Origin of the sequence: Polyangium jinanense (assembly GCF_028435265.1) — a bacterium.
In the GTDB taxonomy this organism is placed as follows: domain Bacteria; phylum Myxococcota_A; class Polyangia; order Polyangiales; family Polyangiaceae; genus Polyangium; species Polyangium jinanense.
This window is the reverse complement of record NZ_JAGTJK010000002.1, coordinates 638,745-661,764: the sequence shown is the minus strand read 5'-3', so window position 1 is coordinate 661,764 and position 23,020 is coordinate 638,745. Positions and strand designations below refer to the sequence as shown.

General features: G+C 68.9%; 14 protein-coding genes. 7 read left to right on the top strand and 7 right to left on the bottom strand.

Going from position 1 to position 23,020, the window contains the following annotated elements; genetic code table 11:
- Positions 1–399: 399 nt before the first annotated feature.
- Positions 400–738, top strand: a complete 339-nt coding sequence (locus KEG38_RS07135) for a helix-turn-helix domain-containing protein (protein WP_271927784.1) — start codon at positions 400–402, stop codon at positions 736–738.
- 65 nt (positions 739–803) lie between these two features.
- Here KEG38_RS07135 and KEG38_RS07130 read toward each other — a convergent pair whose 3' ends face one another.
- The gene (locus tag KEG38_RS07130; RefSeq protein WP_272418317.1) at positions 804–3,590 is read right to left on the bottom strand and encodes a radical SAM protein; all 2,787 of its coding nucleotides are present in this window, start codon (positions 3,588–3,590) and stop codon (positions 804–806) included.
- 78 nt (positions 3,591–3,668) lie between these two features.
- Between KEG38_RS07130 and KEG38_RS07125 the strand changes: the two genes are divergently transcribed.
- Positions 3,669–5,018, top strand: coding sequence for a hypothetical protein (locus KEG38_RS07125; protein ID WP_272418316.1), 1,350 nt, complete (start codon positions 3,669–3,671; stop codon positions 5,016–5,018).
- Between the two features lie 3 nt (positions 5,019–5,021).
- Here KEG38_RS07125 and KEG38_RS07120 read toward each other — a convergent pair whose 3' ends face one another.
- Both KEG38_RS07120 and KEG38_RS07115 read right to left on the bottom strand, forming a co-directional pair.
- Positions 5,022–7,649, bottom strand: a complete 2,628-nt coding sequence (locus KEG38_RS07120) for a B12-binding domain-containing radical SAM protein (protein ID WP_272418315.1) — start codon at positions 7,647–7,649, stop codon at positions 5,022–5,024.
- 11 nt (positions 7,650–7,660) lie between these two features.
- Entirely contained in the window at positions 7,661–9,655 is a 1,995-nt protein-coding gene (locus tag KEG38_RS07115) for a protein kinase domain-containing protein (RefSeq protein WP_272418314.1), read from the bottom strand.
- 183 nt (positions 9,656–9,838) lie between these two features.
- Between KEG38_RS07115 and KEG38_RS07110 the strand changes: the two genes are divergently transcribed.
- Complete coding sequence (locus KEG38_RS07110) at positions 9,839–11,224, top strand: cystathionine beta-synthase (protein WP_272418313.1); 1,386 nt, start codon at positions 9,839–9,841, stop codon at positions 11,222–11,224.
- Between the two features lie 49 nt (positions 11,225–11,273).
- Here the strand turns inward: KEG38_RS07110 and KEG38_RS07105 are convergent, their stop codons facing one another.
- The 3 genes from KEG38_RS07105 to KEG38_RS07095 form a co-directional block, all read right to left on the bottom strand.
- Positions 11,274–11,981, bottom strand: coding sequence for a glutathione binding-like protein (locus KEG38_RS07105; protein WP_272418312.1), 708 nt, complete (start codon positions 11,979–11,981; stop codon positions 11,274–11,276).
- An 83-nt stretch (positions 11,982–12,064) separates the two neighbouring features.
- Positions 12,065–12,928, bottom strand: coding sequence for a hypothetical protein (locus tag KEG38_RS07100; RefSeq protein ID WP_272418310.1), 864 nt, complete (start codon positions 12,926–12,928; stop codon positions 12,065–12,067).
- A 30-nt stretch (positions 12,929–12,958) separates the two neighbouring features.
- Positions 12,959–13,348, bottom strand: a complete 390-nt coding sequence (locus KEG38_RS07095; RefSeq protein ID WP_272418309.1) for a hypothetical protein — start codon at positions 13,346–13,348, stop codon at positions 12,959–12,961.
- A gap of 376 nt (positions 13,349–13,724) precedes the next feature.
- Here KEG38_RS07095 and KEG38_RS07090 point away from each other — a divergent pair, with 376 nt between their 5' ends.
- Positions 13,725–16,964: a protein kinase domain-containing protein gene (locus KEG38_RS07090; protein ID WP_272418308.1), complete on the top strand. Its 3,240-nt coding sequence runs from the start codon at positions 13,725–13,727 to the stop codon at positions 16,962–16,964.
- Positions 16,965–16,970: 6 nt separating this feature from the next.
- Positions 16,971–17,960, top strand: coding sequence for a zinc-dependent alcohol dehydrogenase family protein (locus tag KEG38_RS07085; protein ID WP_272418307.1), 990 nt, complete (start codon positions 16,971–16,973; stop codon positions 17,958–17,960).
- Here the strand turns inward: KEG38_RS07085 and pgeF are convergent, their stop codons facing one another.
- Positions 17,961–18,737, bottom strand: coding sequence for a peptidoglycan editing factor PgeF (gene pgeF / locus KEG38_RS07080; RefSeq protein WP_272418624.1), 777 nt, complete (start codon positions 18,735–18,737; stop codon positions 17,961–17,963).
- 193 nt (positions 18,738–18,930) lie between these two features.
- Here pgeF and KEG38_RS07075 point away from each other — a divergent pair, with 193 nt between their 5' ends.
- On the top strand, positions 18,931–20,337 hold the full coding sequence (locus KEG38_RS07075; protein ID WP_272418306.1) for a serine/threonine-protein kinase: 1,407 nt from the start codon (positions 18,931–18,933) through the stop codon (positions 20,335–20,337).
- A 42-nt stretch (positions 20,338–20,379) separates the two neighbouring features.
- Entirely contained in the window at positions 20,380–23,004 is a 2,625-nt protein-coding gene (locus KEG38_RS07070; protein ID WP_272418305.1) for a penicillin-binding protein 1A, read from the top strand.
- The last annotated feature ends 16 nt before the right edge of the window (positions 23,005–23,020 follow it).

Genomic DNA, 23,020 nt, shown 5'->3' with positions numbered 1-23,020 from the left:
GTCATCGTGTGCACGCGCCGCATCATCGAGATCTCCGGGAAGACGCGCGTGGTTGCTCGCGTTTTGCGCGTGTCTGCCGGCCTTCGAGGCGAGCCGTTCGCCTCGGGAGGGGAGCGTGCGCGCATGCATCAACATGTAACACATCTTACATCAACTAGCTCCTATGACAAACGTGTCTCGGGGCTGGTAACTGCAATAAAACCGTATTTTCCAGTGCCCAGGTTCGTCGGAACAGTGCATAGTAGGGTCGTGCTCGCCCAAAAGCATAACAGGGTGGACGTGGGGCCTGCGCCCGCCCGACGACAAACCAGGTTCCAGGCTCAGCAATCAACCACTTACTTGATCCGGCACGAGGAGGGCCGGCGGGGTCGTCCGTGAGGACGTCCCGAAAGAAACGCCATGCCGCGACGAACCGTACCGGATCCTTTTGCAACGCAGGTGGGTGGCCGCATCCGTGAGCTTCGTCTGGAACGAGGCATGTCCCTGGCCGAGCTCGCGGACGCGAGCGAGCTGTCAAAAGGACACCTTTCCAGCGTCGAACACGGGCTCGCTGCCATCACGATCCAGACGATCTCCCGGCTCGCCCGGGGGCTCTCGCTGCCGCCGCTCTACTTGCTGACCTTCCCCGCGGAGGACGAGCGCGCGCACGCCGCGGAGCTCGTTCGCAAGCTGCCTACCGATCAGGTCCGCAAGCTCCGCCGGCAGCTCCAGGTGCAGCTCGGTCTGCGTAAACGCTGATCCCGACGCACGTATCTCGACCGATCCCGAAATCGGGGCCGCCCTGAAAGGTGGCCCCGATTTTTTTAGGTCGACCGCGACGAACGCATCTCGATCGGCGTGACACACGTTTCCCCGAAGCGCTCGACGTCCACGTGCCGAACGCCGAAGCACGCCGATTTCACGGCACAACGGTCGCACGCGGGGACCTTCCGGCGAAACTCGACCGGCCCGGGGATGGGTTTGCCCGAGATGAACCGTTCGTCGGCGTCGAAAGCGCAGAGCGGCGGGCCGCACGGCCCATCGAGCCCGCGCACCACGATCCCCAGGACAAACGCGCGATCGAGCGCTTTGCGGAGCGCTGTGCGCAGGCGCTCGGGATCCGGCACGATCGTCCGGACGAGCGCACGATCGAACGGCATCGTCGGGTACGAGATCATGAGGTGCAGGAGCTTCGGATGGCGGCCGAACGTGTCGTGGATGAAATCGGGCAGCGCGCCGAGCTCATCGATGCCCTCGGCCGTGGTCACGGCGTTCAGCACGATCGGGATGCCCGCGTCGAGCAGCGCATGGATGCCCCGCACGGTACGCTCGTGCGTGCCGGGCGCTCGCGTGATGGCGTCCGACACCTTCGCGTCTCCGCTATGGAGCGAGACAAACGCTTGCGTGACGCCCGCGTTCGCAAGGCGCGTGGCATACCCTGGCTTGCTCGCCTGGATGGCGTTCGTCTCGAGCGTCACCCCGGTAAAACCGAGCGCGCGCGCCCGCTCCACATAACGAATGAGCTCCGGGTCGAGCATGGGCTCGCCGCCCGAGACGATGAGCGAACGCGCGCCGGCCGTCCATAGGTCCTCGATCCATCGAACGACCTGCTCGGGCCCGTAGCGCCCCCAATCGCGGCCCTGCCAGCACATGCCGCAGTCCTGGTTGCAACCGAAGCCCGTCCGCACGATACCTTCGAGCGGCTCGACGCCGGCGACGATCTGGCGGAAGAAGCCAAGCGGCACGCCGACGGGCAGCCGCGTGAGCTCCTTTGCGATCGCCGAAGCGCGCTCCCATCGCTCTTTCGTCGTCGCCACGACGAGCCGCGCTGCCATCGCCTCGAACGCCTTCGACCATCGCGCGGCCTCGGGTACGCTCGGACAAACCTCCACCGTGGCAATGCCAGCGGCCTTGTCCCAGCCGAGCCTGAGGCGCGCGACGGGATCACGTTTGCCGAGCACGAGCTCCACGTGATGTTTGTCCGCATTCACGTCGAGCAGCGCGAGCCCGAACGCGGGCAGGTCCACGGGCAGCGACGGCGCGTTCACGAGCACCCGCGCGAGCGCGCGTTTCTTCTCGGCCGCCTCGTTCTCGACGCTCGGCGGATCCCGAAAGACGACACCGTTCGTCCCGGCCACGTCGCGCCCGCGCGCGTGGCCCTTCGCGGCCATGGCGCGCTCGATGTCGTCGACCGAAAGGAGCGCCGGATCGGCCGCGGACGAGACGAGCGCGAGCAGCGTCTCGAAGAGCGTGAGCTCGTCGCGCCCCCCACTTCGGCGGATCGAAGCGGCGGCGAGGTCGGCGACGCGGTGCACATGTTTGTCCTGGAACCGCCACGGCCGCGCGGGCAGATACCCATAACGCGCGCTCGCGTCGTCCTCGGGGCTGTCGTACGTGTCGGCGAGCAGGCCGTCGCGCTCGGCGAGCCAGTAGAGCGCGGTGTCGGGATAAAGCCGCACGCGCGAGAGGAGCAGGTGGCCGCGGAGCTCGTGCATGCCGGTTCGCCTCATGCACGCGAGGTTTGTCCGGAGGTCGTCCATCGTGGTCCACGGTGTGAACAGGATGAAGCCGAAGGCCGCGTGCGAGAGGTCCATCGCGGGCGTGTATTCGGTGTTCCAGCGGCGGAGCGCTTCGAGGAAGCGGAGGAGCGTCTCCTGCGTCGCGCCTTTGTTGAAACGATCGAGCTCGGGCTGGGAGAAGTTCTCCACGCCGACGAGGAAAGGCGCGAGGCGGATCGACGAGCGCCGCGCGGACGCGAGCGCGCGCGTGAAGCGGGCCGTGTTCTGGAGCCACCAGTCGGCGCGGGACTCGATGAGCAGCGTGAAGGGCCCGAGCTTTTCGGCCTCGGCCGCCTCGACGAGCTCGGTGAGGTAATAAAACGGGTTCTGGTCGCGCAGGACGAGCGCCTGGATCTCCGGCGCGTTCGCCCGCAGATACCGGAGCTGGACGAGGGCCCAGGCGAGCGCCTCGTCGCGCGACTTGTGCTCGTAATGGTTGCCCGTGGTGCAGAACGCGCAACCGCGGCCCGCGCCTTCGGGGATCGTCGTGCCCGCATAAAGCGGGTTTTCCCGCGCGTCGGCCTGGTACGGGCAGCCCGTGTTGCCCGTGATCGGAAACGACGGGAACCGCGGGCGCGCGTCCTCGGTCGCGTACACGGGTCGGAGCAGCGGCGCATAACGCGGCAGCTCGCTGGGCGCCGAGCGGCCCGCGAGCGCGGAGAGGAGCGCGACCACGGCCTTCGGTTCTGCCGGACAAACGTGGTTCGCCGGCGCGTCCGAGAGGTCGTGCTCGCCGACGAGGCGGACGAACGTGGCGTCGGGCAATTCGCGGGCGAGCCGCGTGACGATCGCCGCGCTCCAGAGCCGCTCGTAAAGGATCGTCGGATAGGGGCGAAGCGCGCGGACGAGCGCGTCCCAGGCGGCGCTCGGTTCCGTCTCCGCGCCGCGCGGCAGGTGCGCCACGACGAGGTCGCCCGAAAGCCCCGCGGCGCGCATGGCGCCCGCGATGTGGTGCAGGCCCACGTCATCGAGGAACGACCGATCGCGGTGGCTGTGCAGGCTGAGGATGGCCGCCGGGAGCGCGCCTTCGCCGCGCGCATCTTGGGCAGACAAGGAAAGGGGCGGCACACCCGCCTCGCGAACGAGCGGCAAGGATCGCATCGGGGCCCGGAAGCCCGTAGGCTACACCGGGTGCGGCAGCCCGTCATCCTCCTCGGCAAAGGCGAAGTCTCGCTCGCGGCGGCGGACGGGGATGTGCTCGTCGAGCCCGAAGGCTCGGGCCTCGAAGCCATCGAGGCGCTCCTCGCCCGGAGCCCACGCGCGGCCGTCGTGACCTCGGGCGGCGACGAAGGTTTTTTTCGCGCGAGCTTGTGCCTCGAGCGGGGCGTGAAAGCCGTGGTCCTGCGCCGCGGCGCGTTCGTGGAAGCGTACGAAAAAGAGCTCGCCGCGCGGGCGCGGAGCTTCGGGCGCGAGCTCTTCGTGCACGACGACACGCGCGGATACGAGCGCGTGCGCGCGGCGAGCGAGCGTGTTCAGGTGGGCGCGCCCGAGGTCACTGCGTGGGAAGCGGCCGTGCGTGCGACGACGGGGAAAAGCAGGCAGGCGGCGACGATCGGGCTCGACGTCGATGCCGCCTGGGAAGAAGCCGCCGAGGCCGCGGAGCCGCTGCCGATGGACGCGCCCGTGCCGGGTTTGTCCGAGAACCTGGAGGAGGTCGCGTTCACGAACGGGGACAAACCCGTGCTTTATCTGGTCGTCCCCGCTCGCTCGCTCGATGCCGTGCGCGCGCGGCACCCGGGCGCGGCGATGGCCCTCGCGCGCGCGGAGGCTTTGCCACTCGCGGTCGAGGGCGCGACGGGCCGGCGCATCGAAGGCGCCTCCGGCGAGGCGACCGTGCATGTGTTTTTCTCGACGGACCCGGATCTTGCCGCGCGCGCGGCTTCGCTCTGGGAGCAGGGTTCGTCCCGGAACGCGGCCGCGATCGGCGAGCTGCTCGGGTATCCGCCCTGCTGCACGGCCGCGTTCGTGGCGCTCGCCGATCGCCGGAACAACGCGGCGCTCGTGTACGTCACGGCCGCGCGCACCCGCGCGCTCGGCGCGTCCTTTCATCCGCTGCTCGACGTGGCCGTGCGGCGCGTCGTCCCCTTCACCCCGTGCTCGTTCGGCTGCGAGCGCGCCGCTTCCGTGGCCGCGCGTGTCGTCGCATCACTCCCGCGCGACCAGTCCGAGCCGCTCACCCGCGCGCTCGCGCGGCCCGTGCTTTACCTCGACGAGGCACGCGCCGTCGCACTCGAAGGCGCCCAGATCGACGGCGCCGCGATCACCTTCGAATCCGCGCGTTTCCTCCCCGCCCCGGCCTCGCTCGATCCCGAAGGCGAGCTTTTCGCACGGAAACTTTTCGGGGCGCTTTTCGAGGGCGGCGGCGCGCTCGTGTGCACGGACGACGCCTTCGAGGTGCGCGGCGCCTCGTTTAACCGTCGCCTCGGACGAACCACGCCGCGGCTCGGCGTGCTCTTGCCGTTTGGTGGTTCGTCCGGGTAACCCTCAGCCGAGATATCCCGAGCCGCCGGGCATTGCGTCCACGCGCCCGCGCTGGCCGCCGGGGGGAATTGCCGCTTGATTGCGTCGCCCCACCGGCCGCGGCGGGATTTCGAGCAGATACTTCGTCACGGTCTCCTTGTCGTAGCGCCGTGACATCCAGAAAAGATCGTACTCGTTGATCTTGTCGAGCGTGCGGATGCCGAGGTCGCCCATGCGGGCGAGGATTCGATTGCGCGACGCATCGATCACGTCGCGTTTGTCCTCCCATTTCAACCCACCGATCTCGTCGTACGCGAGCGTCACCTGCCCCGTCTTCAATCGGTCGAAGCCTGGGCGGAGCACGATGCCGGCCGCCTCGGGGTCGACGCCCATGCCGGGGAACAGGTAAAACCCCTGGAAGCAGCCGACGATGTCGATCTCCTCGGCGAGCGTCTCCACGAGCCGCACCGTCGCGTCGACGTCCTCCTCGGTTTCGTGGAAATAACCGGAGATGAAATTGACGCGGTTGATGATGCCGGCCTTGTGGGTGTTCTGCAGCGTCTCGATGATGTCCCGCGAGAGCAGGCCCTTCTTCATCAATTCGAGGATCTTGTCGCTGCCGCTCTCGGCGCCGTAATTGAGCAGGAGGCAGCCGGATTCACGCATGAGCGCGGCGAGCTCGGCGGAGATGTCGGTGGGGCGGCAGGAGTCGGTCCATTGCAGGCCGGCCTTCGAATCGACGAGCCGCCGGCAAAGGCGTTCGAGCAGGCGCGGGCTCACGTTGACGAGGTTGTTCAGGAACATGAAGTCCCGGACGCCGTAGCGCTCGGAGAGCTGGATGAGCTCGTCCGCGGTCTTCTCGGGCGACTGGACGTCGAGCCATTCCTTCGCGCTGCAGAACTCGCATTTCGCGGTGCAGCCCTTCACGAATCCATAAGGGAGATACGCGAAGGGTTCGATGGGCTCGCCATGGTAGAGGCCGTCCCGCGCAAGGGCGGCGAGGAGGCGCTCGGTGGGTTTGCCGCGGTACAGCTCGAACGGGACGTCGTCGAAGTCGGGACGCGGCATGGCGTTGAGGTGCGAGCGGACGAGCTTGTTTTTCGTGACGCTCTCGCCCTCGCGGGACCAGACGCCTGGAATGTCGGCCGCGCGGCGATCCCGGTACGCTTCGAGGTGCAGGAGGCCGAGGAGCGGGATCTCGCCGTCGCCGTCGACCACGTAATCGAAGGTCTTTTCGGTGCCGAGCGCGCGATCACCGTTTACCTGATCCCGCTCGCCGCCGAGGACCGTGGGAAAACCCGTCCGCTCCTTGACGAGGCGCGCGAGACACGCCGCGATGTTCATCTGGAAATGGCCGAAGTAATCGACGATGGAAAACCCGACCAGCGCGCGGCGGCCGGCCTCGGCGGCGCGCACGAGCTCCGGGCCGAAGGAATTCCACAGGTGCTCGGCCGCCGCCGCGACCGCGGGGCTCTCGGCGCCCGCGAGCCAGCCGTCGACCGCGGTATCGTCTACGAAACAATCGAGCCGATCGTCGGCGTGCGTGATTTGCAGGTCGTGGATGTGCGTGGAAAAACCGTGGCCGCGGGTGAACGCCGCGAGCCGCGCGGCCGCGAGCGAGGGCAATTCCAGCTCGTCGTAGCTGTTGCGATAACGCGGGACGTGCACGAGGACCATTTCGAGCGGCCTTTTCGTCGCGCGTGTCGCATATCGTTCGAGGCTCGCCCGCGCGATGGCGACGGACGCGGCGGCACCGGCAAGCGAGGCCGGCGAGGGCGCGTCTGCAATACGAGGCGCCGAAAGGGCGTGGCGCGTCGCGACCTCGAAGGGGCTCGGGACGACGTCGAGCCGCACGGGGCCGTCCCGGAGGAGCGCCTTTCGTGTGAGCGATGCGCCCTGCTTGCTCCAGCGACAAACCAATGTCCCGCGCCGCATGACAGCCTCGACTTCGAGCGGGCCCTCGCCCTGCATCTCCTCGTCGAGGTCGACCTCGACGACGACGTCGCCGATACGCGCGTGGCAAACGAGCCGATCCGCACCCGCGAGCGCGACGACCTCGGTGACTTCGAGCCCACGCGCCGCGCCCGGGACGACCGCGTCCGCGAGCGCGAACGGGCCCGCGGCAAGGCGGGCGATCCGCGCCGCAGCATCCGCCGGAAGCTCGAACGGGATGCGCGCGCCCGCGACGAACGGCGTGCGCGTGGAGGCCGCGCGCCGCACGCGGCGGCCCGCCGGCGAGCGCACGGACAAACCCACGAGCGCGCCCATCGATTCACGCCGCGCCTCCTCGACGAGCGCGAGGAACATCGGTTCGAGGACGAGCGCGCCCGCGTCGATCACGTCGGGAGAAGCCGTGTCCCGAAGCGCCTCGGCGAGCGCCGCGGGGACGACGATCCGCACGCCGGGCGCCCCCACGACGAGCGCACGCGCGGCCTCTTCCGATACGTCGTCGCCAAGCACGAGGCAGCCGCCATCGCCCGCGAGCTTGGCCGCGAGATCGGGCGCGCGCCTCTGCGCTTCGGCCGCGGTCGTGGGCACGATGCGCGCGCCGCGCGCGAGGCGCGAGAGGGGCGAGACGACGCGCGGCGCCGATTCCGGTTTCCCAGCGACGGCGACGAGGAGAGCTTGCCGCTTGCCGTGCGCGTCCGTCATCCCGATCGATGCTACCAGCGGATGGGCCCCCGACGAAAGTGGCCGTCCCCGGCCCGCGCAGCCCGCTCGGCGTGATGCATGGCGCGGGCGCGATCCCCGGCATGGTGGAAATGCTCGGCGAGGATGATGTCCCGCTCGCCCTTCTGCTCGAGCCACGCCGCCGCGAGCGCGTGCCCGAGCGCGCGATCGGCCTCGGTGAGCATGCCGTAAGCCGCTTCCCGCACGAGCGTGTGGCGGAACGCGAGTTCCTGCTCGCCGGGAAAACGGCTGCCCGCGTGCGGTACGACGAAGCCCCGATCGACGAGCACACGGAGCCGGCCGCTCTCGGTCGTCGTGCGCGTGTGGCCGAGCAGCGCCGAGAGGCCACCCGACCAGAAGACGTCGCCGAAGATGCTGGCCGCGCGCAGGGTGCGCCGCGCCTCGGCGTCGAGCGCGCCGATCTGCGTCTCGAGCAGCGAACGCGCCGAGGTCGGTAGCTCGTCGCCGCGCCCTTCGAGCTCGGCGCGCGCGAGCTCTTCGAGCACGAGCGGCAGACCCGCGGCGCGCTCGACGAGGCGGTCGACACGCGCGGCTTCGGCCCGATCGCCGAGCCAGCCGCGCGCGAGCTCGACCGCGGCTTTGCGCGGCAGCGGCGCGAGCGGCATGACCTGCGTGAACGTGACGGCGGCCGTGTGGCCGAACTCGTCGAAGAGCTCGGGCCGCGCGAGAGCAAGCACGAAGAGCGGGCAATCGTGGAGCTCGCCGAGCACGTCGCCGAGCGCGGCGACGGAGCGCGCGTCGCACCCCTGGAGGTCGTCGACGACGACGATCGCCGGGCGGCCGGCGCGGGCCATGGCGAGCGCCTCGGCGCAATCGACCGAGGCATCAACGGTCGAGCGCCCCGCCCGCGAGATCGCCACGTTCGTGATCCCGCGGCGGCGTACCTCGCGCACGAGCTCGCGCCCGAGCCGCGATTTGCCGATGCCCGGCGGGCCCGTCACGAGCACCGCGCGCGGCGATACCTCTTCGAGGCACGCTTCGAGCGCGGAGAGCAGCGCCCCGAGCTCGCGCTCCCGGCCCACGAACGGCCTGTCGAGGAGCGAGGCAGACGCCTCGCCGAAGATCTGCGCCGCCGTGACATCACGCGTGCGCACCTCACGCTCGGTGAGCGCAGGCGGCGCGCCCGGAGGCCTTTCCGAGATGGGCTCGTCGACGTCGATCGCGGCGAGCGCGCGCAGCACGGCGGCCGCGCTCTGCGGCCTCGACGCCGGGTCTTCGTGGAGCAGGCGCGCGACGAGATCGTCGAGCAGAGGAGGCACGCCCGGCACGATCGTGGAGAGGCGCGGCGCGGCCGTGTAGAGCACCGAGGAGAGGACCTCGCCCTCGGTCGCGCCCGCGAAAAGCCGGCGCCGCGCGACGCATTCGAAGAGCAGGCAGCCGAGCGCGAAGAGGTCGGTCCGCGCATCGATCTCGCCCGCACCGCGCGCCTGCTCGGGGGCCATGTACCCGAACGTGCCGACGACGAGCCCGTCGCACGTCAAGGCGCGCGCGGGGCTCGATGCGCGGGCGATGCCGAAGTCGAGCAGGCGCGCGTCGTCGGGCCTTCGCGAGACGAGCAGCACGTTCTCCGGCTTCACGTCGCGATGCACGATCCCGAGCGCGTGCACGGCCTCGAGCGCCTCGGCGACGCGCGTGGCGATGAGGATCGACTCGGAGAACGTGAGGGGCGCAGGCTCGGCGAGGCGCTCGGCGAGCGTGAAGCCGTCGAGCCACTCCATCACGAGGAACGGCTCGCCCGCCTCAGTCGTGCCGTGGTCGAGGTACCGCACGATCGCCTGATGATCGAGGGTCGCGAGAATGCTCGTCTCGCGCGCGAAACGCGCTGCGTCATCGCTCGAAGCGCCGCGGAGAATCTTGACCGCGACGGCCTTGCCCGTGACGCGATCGAGCGCGCGGAAGAGGCTCACCGGCGCGTCGTGGACGGCACCAAGGAGCTCGTATCTCGCGCGTATCTCTCGATCCGCCATGGTGAGGGATGGGCCACCTCGCGCGCTCGGCCGCGCGCGGCCACCCTTCGAGGGTAAGGCCAATCGCCGTCGATCGTGGCACTTTTTCCCGTCCGTCCCCGCGCCCACCGAACCGCGCCGCTGCGTGCGGGTCTGCCCGACAAAGCTTGTGTCGGTTCCCGTGGCCTACTAGAAACGACCCCCATGATGCGAGGCGCCCTGAGTGACATCACCAAGGCCGTCGGTCGGACTCCCATCGTCAAGCTGAACAAGGTGACCGAGGGGATCGAGAGCGACATCTACGTCAAGTGCGAGTACCTGAATCCCGGCGGGAGCCACAAGGACAGGGTCGCCATCAACATGATCCGGGACGCCGAGGCGGCCGGGCTCAAGCCGGGCGGCACGATCGTCGAGGCGACGAGCGGCAACACCGGCGCGGCGCTCGCGCTGAACGCGGCCGTCAAAGGCTACAAGTGCATCTTCGTGATGCCCGACAAGATGTCGCAGGAGAAGGTCGACACCCTGCGCGCGTTCGGGGCGAAGGTCGTCGTTTGTCCCACGGCCGTCGAGCCCGACGACCCGCGCAGCTACTACCAGGTCGCCAAGCGCATCGCGGACGAGACGCCGAATTGCTTCTACGCGAACCAGTACCACAACCCCTCGAACCCGGGCGCGCACTACCTTTCGACCGGTCCCGAGATCTGGGAGCAGTGCGGCGACGAGCTCGACGTGTTCGTCGCAGGCATGGGCACGGGCGGCACGATCAGCGGGACGGGCAAGTACCTCCGCGAGAAGAAGCCCTCGATCAAGCTCGTCGGCGTCGATCCCGTGGGCTCGCTCTACTACGACTTCGTGAAGACGGGCCGCATCACGAAGCCCTTCAGCTACAAGGTCGAGGGCATCGGTGAGGACTTCTTCCCGAGCACGATGAACCTCCAGATCATCGACGAGGTCATCCGCGTCGATGACAAGGAGTGCTTCCTCATGACGCGTGATCTCGTGCGTCTCGAGGGCCTGTTCGTCGGCGGATCCGGGGGCGCGGCCGTCGCGGGCGCGATCAAGTACGCGCGGCAGAGCGGCCGGAAGGAGAACATCCTGATCCTCTTGCCCGACGCGGCCTCGAAGTACCTCGGCAAGATCTTCAACGACAACTGGATGCGCTCGAACGGCTTCCTCGAAGAGGAGAAGAGCCTCGGCACGGTGCGTGATCTGCTCGCGGGCAAACCCCTCGGCGAGGTCGTGTCCGCGCGGCCGCAGGACCGGGTCGGCGAGGTCATCAACAAGCTGAAGACCCACGGCATCAGCCAGATCCCCATCGTCGACGAGGGCAAGCTCTGCGGCCTCGTGCACGAGGTCGACCTGCTCCGTCACCTCGTCGGCGGCAAGGGCAGCCTCGACTCGCACATCCAGGAGCTCATCGAGAGCGAATACGCGACGGTCACCGTCGACACGAAGGTCGAGCTCTTGAAGGGCGTGCTGAACGACGCGCGCGTCGCCATCGTCACCGACGGCACGCGGGTCGTCGGGATCATCTCGAAGATCGATCTGATCGATTACCTGGCGAAGCGCGCGGCCGAGCCCGCGGTCTGACGCCTGGAAGGGGCGAGCACGTCGCGAACGAGCTCGCCCCCCTTCCCTTTCAGCGCCCGCGCACCGTCGCGGCCGTTTGTCCGAACAGAACCTTCTTCGCCTCGTCGTCCATCGCCGGGCCCTGGGTCTGCACGAGATCGCGACCGACGGCGCGGCCGCGCTCGACGGCAGGGCGGGCTTCGATCGCCTCGAACCAGCGCTTCAGGTGCGGGAAGTCGTCGAGGTTCTGCCCCTGCGCCTTCCACGGCACGACCCACGGCCAGGCGGCCATGTCCGCGATCGAGTAGTCGCCCGCGAGGTAGTCGCGGTCCGAGAGGCGTTTGTCCATGACGCCGTAGAGGCGGTTCACCTCCTTGGTGTATCGCTCGATCGCGTATTCGATCTTCTCGGGCGCATAGATGCGGAAATGGTGAGCCTGGCCGGCCATGGGCCCGAGTCCGCCCATTTGCCAGAAGAGCCATTGCAACGTTTCAGCCCGACCGCGCGCGTCTTTCGGCAAGAAACGACCGGTCTTCTCGGCGAGGTAGACCAGAATGGCGCCCGATTCGAAGACGCTGATCGGCGCGCCGCCGCCCTCGGGTTCGTGGTCGACGATGGCCGGCATGCGGTTGTTCGGGCTGATCGCCAGGAACTCGGGCTTGAACTGCTCGCCGCGTCCGATGTTCACGGGGATGACCCGGTACGGGAGCTCCACCTCTTCGAGCATGATGGAGATTTTGCGACCGTTCGGCGTGGGCCAAAAATGAAGATCGATCATCTTCCCTCCTCGGGCGCCGCGGGCCGGCGCGCGGACATCTTACCCCCGCTCAGGAACGATGCACGGAGCGCGCCGTCTTCCCCTCAAAACTCGCCCATGAAGCCGAGCGCCGGATACACGATGAAGCTATTGTGGTCGAGCTCGCGCACGGTTTGGTTGAGCACCTGCAGGTTGCCGTTCGAGATGAGCTGCACCAGGGTGAGCTCGAAACCGAAAAAGACGTGCTTGTATCCAACGGCCACGCCGCCCTGTCCGCCCACGTAAAACGCATTTCCGCCGAACGACGCGAGCTCGCTGCGGCCCGCGATCGCCTTCGCGACGTCCTCCGGGATCGCGAGCTTCAGCGAGGTGCCGAAATGCGTGTACATGAACCGCGGCCCGCCCCAGATCCGATACCAGTTCCCCTGTTTGCCGAACACGAGCGGGACGTCGATCTGAAATCGCGTGAAATCCTCGAGCTCGACGATCTGCAGCGTGTCGCCGAGCGGCAAGGGCAAAATGTAATAGCCGAGCCCGAGCCCCACGGAGGCGTCGACACCGTGCTTTTCCCCATTCAAAAATTGATAACGGCCGCCCAAGCGAAGGGAGCTCGTGGCGAAGCGCAGCGAGACTTCGAGGTTGTCGATCGGCGTGTATCCGACGCCGATATGCGGGGTCACCGAAGGCGGATTCAGGGCGAGGCTGCCGGCCGCGGCGTAGATCTGATCGACCTCCGCCTGCGTGAGGTCGCGATCGTCGGAGGCGTCGACGAGCACCGTGGCGACGTCGACGAGGTCCGAGATCGAGCCCGTCGGTATGGAGATATCCATCCCGAGCTCGGCCTGGACGTGGCCTTTGGGTGCCACGTGCGCCGGCTGCATGCTGGAGAGCGCCGGCGCGCAGCCGACGGCAATGAGGGAGGCGAGGAGGACGGAAATAAGCGTAGGGGTCGAGCGGAGGACAAGCACGACCCCGAACGTATCAGGAAGGGAGCGAGCTCAGGAAGACGCGACGACCGGCAGGCTCGCCCCGAAGAGCGGCGCGAAGATGCGCGAAAGCGCCGCGCTCGCGTCTTCGAGCGAAGGAGGCACCTTGCCCACGGCCGAGAGCCGAAGGGTGCGGCCATGGACCGGGACGTCGAACGAAACCATCCCCTCGCCCCGCGTGATCTCCGTGATCACGTCGTTGAAATGAGGCTCCCCCGTGACGATGCCGAGCGCCGCGAGCCACTCGTGGTCGTACCCGGCCCCGGCCCCGGCCACGAGCAGCCCCTCGTCGCTCGCGAGCGCCACGGCCTTGATCCGGCTCCGCTCGATCACGGCTTCGAGATAGAGGCTGGCCGCCACCTGGACCAGCTCGCTCCGTTTCCTGCGTCGTTCGTTCGTCATGTAGGAGAACCTCCGGTCGCGTGGGACATGACACTACCTTGGAGGAGCCCCCCGAGGCCAAGAATGCAGCGATCGAGCCTGTGGGGCACGATCCGATGGCGTCGTACGAAAAACCGGCGGGGCGTTCCTCGGGAGGGCCGTGGAAAGGTCTGTGACCAGACGCGAAAGAATTGCCGACGTTTCGTAAGCAGAGCGCACGCGGAGGGGCGAACGATCCACATGTAGAAGGCTGGTAAGGCGCAAGGAGGAAGAATACGATGTTCGGGATGCCCCTCCTCGTCCCTGCCGCGCGCGCACCGAGGCACCGTTGCCCCGCGCGCGCGCCCGGGAACGAAGCTGCCCGGCCAGCCGCCCGGTGTGGTGCGCGTCGCTGACTATGCTGCCGGAGAAGATCCCCGAGCTCATCGCATCGCGATATCGCGTCGTTCACCCCATTGGCGAGGGGAACATGGGGACGGTGTACCTCGTCGAGCACGTGTACACCGGCGAAGAGCTGGCGATGAAGGTGCTGCAAGCGCACGTCGGCACCAATGCGAAGCTCGTCAAGCGCTTCAAGCGCGAGGCCTGGCTGCCCGCGCGGATCCGCAGCGATCACGTGGTGCGCGTGATCGACGCCGACGTCGCGCCCGAGCTCGGCAACGCGCCGTTCCTCGTGATGGAGCTCCTGCGCGGCTCCGATCTCGAAGCGTACGTGCAGCGCATGCAAAAGGTGCCCGCCGCCGAGGTCGTGGGCATCTACTGGCAAGTCGCAGACGCGCTGAGCAAGGCGCACGCGCTCGGGATCGTCCATCGCGATCTCAAGCCCGAGAACATCTTCCTGCACGAGCACTACGACGGCCGCGTGATCGTGAAGGTGCTCGATTTCGGCATCTCGAAGATGGCCGGCGACGAGGGCAACATCGAGGAGGCGCGCCTGACCCGCACAGGCGCGGTGCTCGGGACGCCGCTCTACATGCCGCCCGAGCAAGCCACCGGCGACACGCCACGCGTCGGGCCGCCCGCGGACATGTGGGCGCTCGGGCTCATCGCGTTCCGTCTGCTCACGGGCCTGGTCTACTGGAAGGCCCACACGATGGCGGAGCTGCTCGTCGAGATCCTGACGCGCCCGATGGAGGCGCCGTCGGTTCGCGATCCGAGCCTGCCGCCGGCGTTCGACGCGTGGTTTTTGCGCTCGTGTGATCGCGATCCGAAGAAGCGGTTCGCGACCGTGTGGGATCAGGTCAAGGCGCTGGCCGAGAGCCTCGGGATCGGGCCGCCGGAGAAGGCGAACGAGGCGCATCGGACGATGCTCACGGGCCAGGCGCCGCAAGCCCCCGAGACGATCGAGCACGCGGAGACGCTGCGTCCGCAGAACCTGCCGAGCACGCCGAGCAACCCGCCGCCGCCGGCGACGATGCCCTCGGGCGCGCTGCCGCGATCGGAGCGGGAGCGGACGCACACGCGCCCCTCGTCGCGCTCGCGGCACAACATGAAGAAGGCGGCCGAGGCCGACGCCCAGGCGAAGGCCGCCGATGCCGAGGCGAAGGCGCAGCCCGGGACGGTGACGCCGATGCCCGCGAAGGGCTCGGAGCCGTTGCACGTGGGCATCGGGACGGTGCTGCGCGCCGGCAGCGACACGCTGGTCCCCGAGGGCGAACGCCGGCAGCTCACGATCGTCTCGTACGAGCTTTTGCCCTCGACGGAGAACGCCTCGAAGCTCGATCCGCAGAAGCTGCGCGATTCGATGAAGGAGTACGAGGACACGTTCGCGCAGGTGATGAAGGGCTACAAGGGCCAGACCGCGCAGCCGCTCGGCGAGGGACAGATCGCGTACTTCGGCTACCCGATCGCGCGCGAGGACGATGCGCGCCGCGCCGTGAGCGCAGCCCTCGAGCTCGTGGAGTCGGCGCAGAAGCTGAACAGCCGCCACGACAAACCACTGCTCGACGTGCGGGTCGGCGTGCACACGGGCCTCGTGCTGACGTGGGAGATCATCGACGAAGCGGCGAGCAAGCCCGCCGCGATCGCGGGCGCGACGCCGACGATGGCCTGGCGCCTGGCGAACCTCGCGCGGCGCAACACGGTGCTCATCAGCGGCACGACGTACCGGCTCGTGCGCAACTACTACCAATGCCAGGGCCTCGGCCTGCGCACGCTGAAGGGCTACCCGCAGCCGGTCGAGACGTACCAGGTGAGCGACGAGAGCGGCGCGAAGAGCCGCATCGAGGGCATGACCACGGGCAGGCTCACGCCCATGGTCGGCCGCGATCTGGAGCTCGGCCTGATGCTCGATCGCTGGGCCCGCGTGGAAGAGGGTTCGGGGCAGCTCCTTTTGATCTCGGGCGAGGCGGGCATCGGCAAGTCGCGCCTGACGCGCGTGTTCCGGGACAGACTCGAGACCTCACCGCACACGTGGCTCGAGACGCGTTGCCTGCAAGATCAGCGCGACCGCCCGCTCTTCCCGATCGCGGGGCTCGTGAACCAGCTCTTCGTGCTGGTCCCGCGCGACACCCCCGAGGAGAAGATCAGCAAACTCGAGCGCGCGCTCACGCACTACGGCTATCCGCTGCCCGAGGTGATGCCGCTCTTCGGCGCGCTGCTCGGCCTGCCGGTCTGGCATCGCTATCCGCCGATCACGATGGCCGCCGATGATCAGCGCGCGAAGCTGCAAGAGGTGCTCTTCACGGCGATCGAGACGCTCGCGCGGAAGAGGCCGGTCGTGGTCATGTTCGCGGATCTGCACTGGGCCGATCCCTCGACGCTCGCGATCCTCGGCGACATCGTGCACGACCTGCCGACGGTGAGCACGATGCTGCTCGGCACGGCGCGCCCCGGGTTCGTCCCGCCGTGGCCCGCGCGCTCGCACGTCAGCACCGTGACGCTGAGCCGCCTCACGCCGAAGCGCGTGAAGATGATGGTCGAGGAGATCACGAAGGGGAAAGAGCTGCCCCAGGAGGTCTTCGATCAGCTCGTCGAGAAGACGGACGGCGTGCCGCTCTTCGTCGAGGAAGTGACGAAGATGCTGCTCGAATCGGGGCTGCTCGAAGAGCGCGGCGGTCGTTACCTGCTCACGGGCCCGCTGCCCGCGTTCGCGATCCCCGCGACGCTGCGCGACTCGCTCATGGCGCGGCTCGACAGGCTCGGCTCCGCCAAACGCGTGGCGCAGCTCGGCGCGATCCTCGGGCGCGAGTTCACCTACGATCTCATCGAGGCCGTGTCGCCGATCGATCCGACGACGCTACAACGCGAGCTCGATCGACTCGTCGAGGCGGACGTGCTCTACCAGCGCGGCCGCATCCCGCGCGCGACGTACACGTTCAAGTACGTGCTCGTGCAGGACACGGCGTACGAGTCGCTGCTCCACAACACGCGCCAGGCCTACCATCGCAAGATCGCGCAGGTGCTCCTGCAGCGCTCCATGGCGGCCTCGCAGCTCGGCGACGCGAAACAGAACCGCGAGGCCGGCGCGAGTGGCAACGCGCCTTCGCAAGCGCGGAGCGACGACAAGACATCGTCCTCGGACGAACCCCATCGGTCGCCTCAGAAGGACGTGAAGGAAGTGCTGCGCGGGCTCATGAAGGACAACCCCGACGACCCGCTCGGCAACGTCAAGGACCTGAAGAAGCGGCCCTTTTAGCGAGACATGAAGGCAATTCGAGTCGATGCGTTCGGGCCCCCGGCCGAGGTGGTCCGTTACCTCGAGGTGCCCGAGCCGGAATCGCCGCGCGAGGGCGAGATCACGGTCTCGGTCGAGGCAACCCCGATCAACCCGTCGGATCTCTTGATCCTGTCGGGCATCTACGGCGCGCTGCCGCGTCTGCCGACGGTGCCCGGAAAAGAAGGCGTGGGCCGCGTGATCGACGTGGGCCCCGGCGTGCGCGGAATCGAGCGAGGCACGCGCGTGCTCTTGCCGATCGGCGCAGGCGCGTGGCGCGAGCGGCTGAAGGTCCACGCCGAGGACGTGATCCCCGCGCCGGAAGGCGTGCCGGCCGAGCAGCTCGCGATGGCGACGTTGAACCCGCTCGCCGCGCACTTCCTGCTGACGGCGCTCGTGAACCTCGGGCCCGGCGACTTCCTCGTGCAGAACGCGGCGAGCTCGGCGATCGGGCGGTGGATCGTCACGCTCGCGAAGGAGCGCGGCATCAAGACGGTGAACGTGGTGCGGCGCGCGTCGCAGTGCGAGCCGTTGCGCGCGCTCGGCGCGAACGTGGTGCTCGTCGACGGCGCCGAGCTCGGCAAGCGCATCACCGCGGCGACGCGTGGCGCGTCGATCAAGCTCGGGCTCGACGCGGTCGCGGGCGGCGCGACGACGCGCATCGCGGGTTGTCTCGGTCGCGGCGGCACTGTCGTGAGTTACGGCATGCTGAGCGGACAGCCGGGGCACATCGCGACGAACGATCTCGTGTTCCGCGACATCCACCTGCGCGGCTTCTGGCTCGCTTCGCACCTCGCGACGATCCCGAAGGAGGAGCTCTGCGAGCTCTGGAAGCGGCTCGCGGGCCTGGTCGCGACGAGCGCGGTCGCCGTGCCGGTCGAGGCGACGTACACGCTCGATCGAATCAAGGACGCCGTGACGCACGCCGAGCGTGAAGGCCGCGGCGGCAAGATCGTCCTCGTCCCGCAGGGCCGCTGATCAAGCGCGCGCGACGATCGCCGAGAGGAGCCGTCCGCTCTTCGCGGCGTCACGCCGATACGAGAAGTAACGCTCGCGATCACACACGGTACAGCCGCGGACATCGTCGATTCGCGAGGGCTCGACGCCCGCGGCCGTGAGCTGCGCGCGGACGATGCGGCGAAGGTCGACGTGCGCGCGGTCGCGGCTGCGATCGACGACGTCGTCGCCGGCGTCGGAGGCGCTGGCGAGCGAGGCTGCGACGTCATCGCCGACCTCGAAGCAACACGGCTCGATGTGCGGGCCGATCGCCGCGACGATGCTCGGTGAAGACGCGAGCGTGCGGAGAACGGCGACGCCCGCGGCGGCTGCGTTCGCCACGGTGCCGCGCCAACCGCTGTGCACGGCGACGACGGCGCCGCTCTGTCGATCGGCGAGCAAGACGGGCACGCAGTCGGCGGAGCGCACGCCGCACGCGACGCCGCGCGTGCGCGAGGCAGTGATGTCGCCGAGGCGCTTCACGACCTCCTCGCGGTCTTCGGTACCGTCGAGGATGTGCGCGTCGGTGCCGTGAACCTGGCTGAGGATGTAAAGGCGCGACAGGGGCACACCCAGGGCCTCGGCGCAACGACGAATGTTCTCCTGCACGTCCGACGGGTCGTCTCCGGTGGCGGCGGCGGCGACGTTCAGGGAGTCCCACGGGGGACGGCTGACCCCGCCAGCGCGCGTGAAGAACGCGTGGCGGAAGCCCTCGGCGTCGAGAAGTGCCGAGAAAACAGGGCTCGGCGCGCTCGCCAGGGGGGGTCCGGAAGGGGGGCCCGAAGGGGGATCGGCAAGGGCTTCGGCCGGGGGGTTACCGGAATCCCGGGATGGCGTGGTGCGTTGGGACGCCTGCTCTCCATTCGGGCTTTTCACGGATCTTCCTCGCCGGACGTGAGGCTGTCATGGACGAGCGAGGCCGGCGAGGTGATATTTTCCGGCTGAAGATCCGATGCGCCCGCAAGACCCGAACATCGGCCGAGACATTCTGGGCGGTCAGTTCCAGATCCTGCAGAAGATCGGCTCGGGCGGGATGGGATCCGTCTACAAGGCCGCGCAACCGGCGATGAACCGGATGGTGGCCGTGAAGATCCTCCATCCGAAGCTCGCGAACCGCAAAGACCTCGTCTCGAGGTTCCGACGCGAAGCGCGCGCGATGAGCCACCTGACGCACCCGAACACGGTGAAGGTGCTGCTCTACGGCGAGCTCGAAGACGGCTCGCTGTACATCGTGATGGAGTACCTGGAGGGGAAAAACCTCAACCAGATCGTCCGCAAGGAGGGGCCGATGCCCCTCGATCGCGCGATCCCGGTGCTCATCCAGGTCTGCGGCGCGCTGCAAGAGGCGCACTCGCAGGGGATCGTCCACCGCGACCTGAAGCCCGAGAACATCTTTTTGTCCACCAACGGAGGTCTGCGCGACTTCCCGAAGGTGCTCGACTTCGGTCTCGCGAAGGTCACCGAGCGCGAGCTGCGCCCAGGCTCCGTGATGCTCACGCAGGAGGGCATGGTCTTCGGGACGCCGGAGTTCATGTCGCCCGAGCAAGCCCAGGGCAAACCGCTCGACGCGCGCAGCGACATCTACTCGCTCGCGGTGATCCTCTACGAGATGCTCACCGGCAAGCTGCCGTTCGATGCGCGCACGCCGATGGAGTTCATCCAGCACCACGTGACGAAGCCGCCGCTCGCGCTGGAGACGCGCGTGCCGGGGAAAACCTTCCCGCAAGGACTCGGCGCGGTGATCGCGAAGGCGCTCGAGAAGCGGCCGGAGGATCGATACACGACGGCCGCGGACTTCGCCGACGCGCTGAAGCCGTACGCGCCGGGCGGAGGCAAGGGTTTCTCCGGGCTGTTCCCCGCGAGCAGCATGGAGGTGCTCGAGAAGGCGTCGCGCTCGCACGCCGAGGTCGCGAACATGCCGGAGGCGAAGCCGGAGTCGCAGCGCCAGCCCGCACCCGGGTCCTCACGGCAAGGAGGCGCGGCCGCGCCCGCCGCGATGGACGGCGCGCCCTCGAACCGCAAGCCGAACGGCGCCAACCCGATGACGAGCACGGGCAATCCGGCGTCGGCGCCGCGGTCGCCGATGACGAGCACGGGCAACCCGGCGTCGGCGCCGCGGCCGATGCCGTCGCCGCACGCCGTGAGCCCGAAGCTCAGGTCGGGGATCACCGACGGCCCGTCGTCGCTGCGCATCGCGCCACCCGCGTCGAGGTCGCAGCCGGGCCCCACGCCCGCGCCCACGCCCGCGCCCGTCGTCGTGAAGGGCACGCCGTCGACGCTGATGCTCGTCGGCGTGGCAGTGGGCTTCTTGATCGTGGGCGTGCTCCTCGCCGTCATCGTCCTCAAGCTGCTTCGCTAGCGGACGATCCGAAGCGCGCTCGGCGTTTCCGAGACACCCACCATGCCGGCCGATCGCCCCTCCGAAGAACAGAACGGTAGCGACGCGAGGAAGAGCTCGCCCGCAGCGCCAAACGAGGCGAAGAGCTCGCCCGCAGCGCCGAACGAGGCGATGAGCACGACCGACGAGGAGCGCGAGAAGCGGCGCGCCGCGCGCAGGCGCAAGCGAACGATCCAGCGCTGGGTGCGGCGCGCGGGGATCGCGATCGTGCTGCTCGCGGCGGCGGCGATGCTCGGCGTCGCGCTGACGATCCGGCACTACGAGGCGGACCTGCCGTCGACGGAGGAGCTCAAGAGTTACAGGCCGCCGCAGGTGACGCGCGTGCTCGCGCGTGGCGGTCAGGTGGTGCTCGGCGAGCTGTTCGTCGAGCGGCGCACGATCGTCGATGTCGAGTCCTTGCCTGCGCACGTGCGCTACGCGGCGCTCGCCGCGGAGGACGCGGCCTTCTACGAGCACAAGGGGCTCGACTATCCGGGGATGCTGCGCGCGCTCTACAAGAACCTGCGCGGCGCGAGCACGAAGCAGGGTGCGAGCACGATCACGCAGCAGGTCGTGAAGAACGTGCTGCTCACGTCCGAGCGCACGTTCGACCGGAAGATGAAGGAGGTCATCCTCGCGCGTCGCATCGAGCAGGAGCTCACGAAGAACGAGATCCTCGGGCTCTACCTGAACCACATCTACTTCGGGCACGGGCGCTACGGGATCGAGGAGGCTTGTCGGTACTACTTCGGCAAGTCGATCCGCGAGGCGACGCTCGCGCAGGCCGCGCTCCTCGCGGGGATCGTGAAGGGGCCGGGCATCTACTCGCCACGCGTGAGCCTCGAGCGCGCGAAGAAGCGGCGCGAGTACGTGCTCGGGCAGATGCTCGCGAAGGGCTTCGCGACGGCGGAAGAGGTGGAGCGCGCGCGGACGGAGGAGGTGAACCTCGCGCCCGCGCAGGAAGAGATGCGCGAGCTCGCGCCCGAGGTCGTCGAGGAAGCGAAGCGGACGCTGCGCGCGCTCGTGGGGCCGGACGCGGATCGTGGCGGCTACACGATCACGACGACGATCGATCCGACGCTGCAGTCGAAGGCGCGCGGCGCGGTGCGGTCGAGCCTCGACGCGTACTTGAAGCGGCACAACATGGTCGCGCCGCTCGCGCCGGGCAAACGCGAGCCGCCCGCGTTCGAGGGCGCGCCGAAGCCGAGTGGTCATCGCGTGTACGCCGGCGTCGTGACGGGACACGACGACACGAAGGGGCTCTTGTTCGTGCGGATCGGCGCGCTCGCAGGCGCGGTCGATCTGCGCGGGAAGAGTCGGTACAACCCGAAGGATCTCCTGCCGAGCCAGTTCGCGAAGGTCGGCAAGGTGCTGCGCGTGAGCCTCGTGGACCCGAAGGAGGCCGCCGCGTCGGCCGCGGATCCGCGCCAGGGCGCGCCCGAGCCGCCGCACGAGGAGCCGCCGCCGGAGCAAATGCCGAAGGAGAAGACGCAGCCCGCGGGGCTACGGCTCGAGCTAGGTCCGCAGTCGGCGCTCGTGGCGATCGACGTCGCGACGCGCGACATCGTGGCGCTCGTCGGTGGCTACGAGGGCGTGCGCGCCGGGCTCGATCGGACGCTCGCGAAGAGGCAGCCGGGCTCGACGTTCAAGGCGTTCGTCTACGCGTACGGCATCCACACGCGCAAGCTCACGCCGGCCACGTTGCTCGAGACGAACCCCGCAGCGCTGAAGGGCTACCAGCCGAACAACTACGACGAGAGCGAAGGGAAGACGCCGGCACGTCTGCGTGAGGCGCTCGCGCACAGCGTGAACGTGGCCGCGGTGTGGTCGATCCAGGAGCTCGGTCCGGCGAACGTGATGACGTTCGCGCAAGAGCTCGGGATCGAGTCGAAGCTCGGCGCGGATCTGTCGCTCGCGCTCGGGGCCTACGAGGTGACGCCGCGCGAGATGGCCGCGGCGTACGCGGCGTTCGCGGCAGGCGGCGAGTACAAGAAGCCGCGGCTCATCACGCGGATCACCGGGCCGAACGGGGTCGACATCCAGCTCGACGCGGAGCCGGAGCCGAAGCGCGTGCTCACCGAGGAGGAGGCGTTCCTGATGAACAGCCTGCTCCGGACCGTGGTGGAGCGAGGCACGGCGACACGCGCGAAGGCGCTCGATCGATGGATCGCCGGCAAGACCGGGACGAGCAACCAGTCGAAGGACGCGTGGTTCGTCGGTTACTCGATGGACATCGCGTGCGCGGTGTGGACAGGCTTCGACGACGCAGCGCCGCTCGGCGCGGGCGAGACGGGCGCAGTCGCGTCGCTGCCCGCGTTCGTGGACTTCATGCGCGAGGCGCACGCGGGCAAACCGAAGCGCGCGCCGACCGAGCCCGCGGGCCTCGAGCACAAGCAGATCGATCCGGAGACGGGCCTGCTCGCGTACGAGGGGCAGGAGAACGCGGTCGACGAGGTGTTCTTGAAGGACACCTCGCCCGACGCGGGCGTCGACGCCGCGCCGGACGGCGAGGCGGACGCGGAGACGGGCGCAGCCGAGGAGGGCGCGGAGGCGGGCGCGGAGGAGCCGCTCCCGGTCATCCCGGTGCCGACGCTGAAGCCGGAGGGGTCGCCCGGCGAGGGCGAAGGGGAGCACGCCAAGGAGCCTTGAGGCTCCGGCGTTCGTT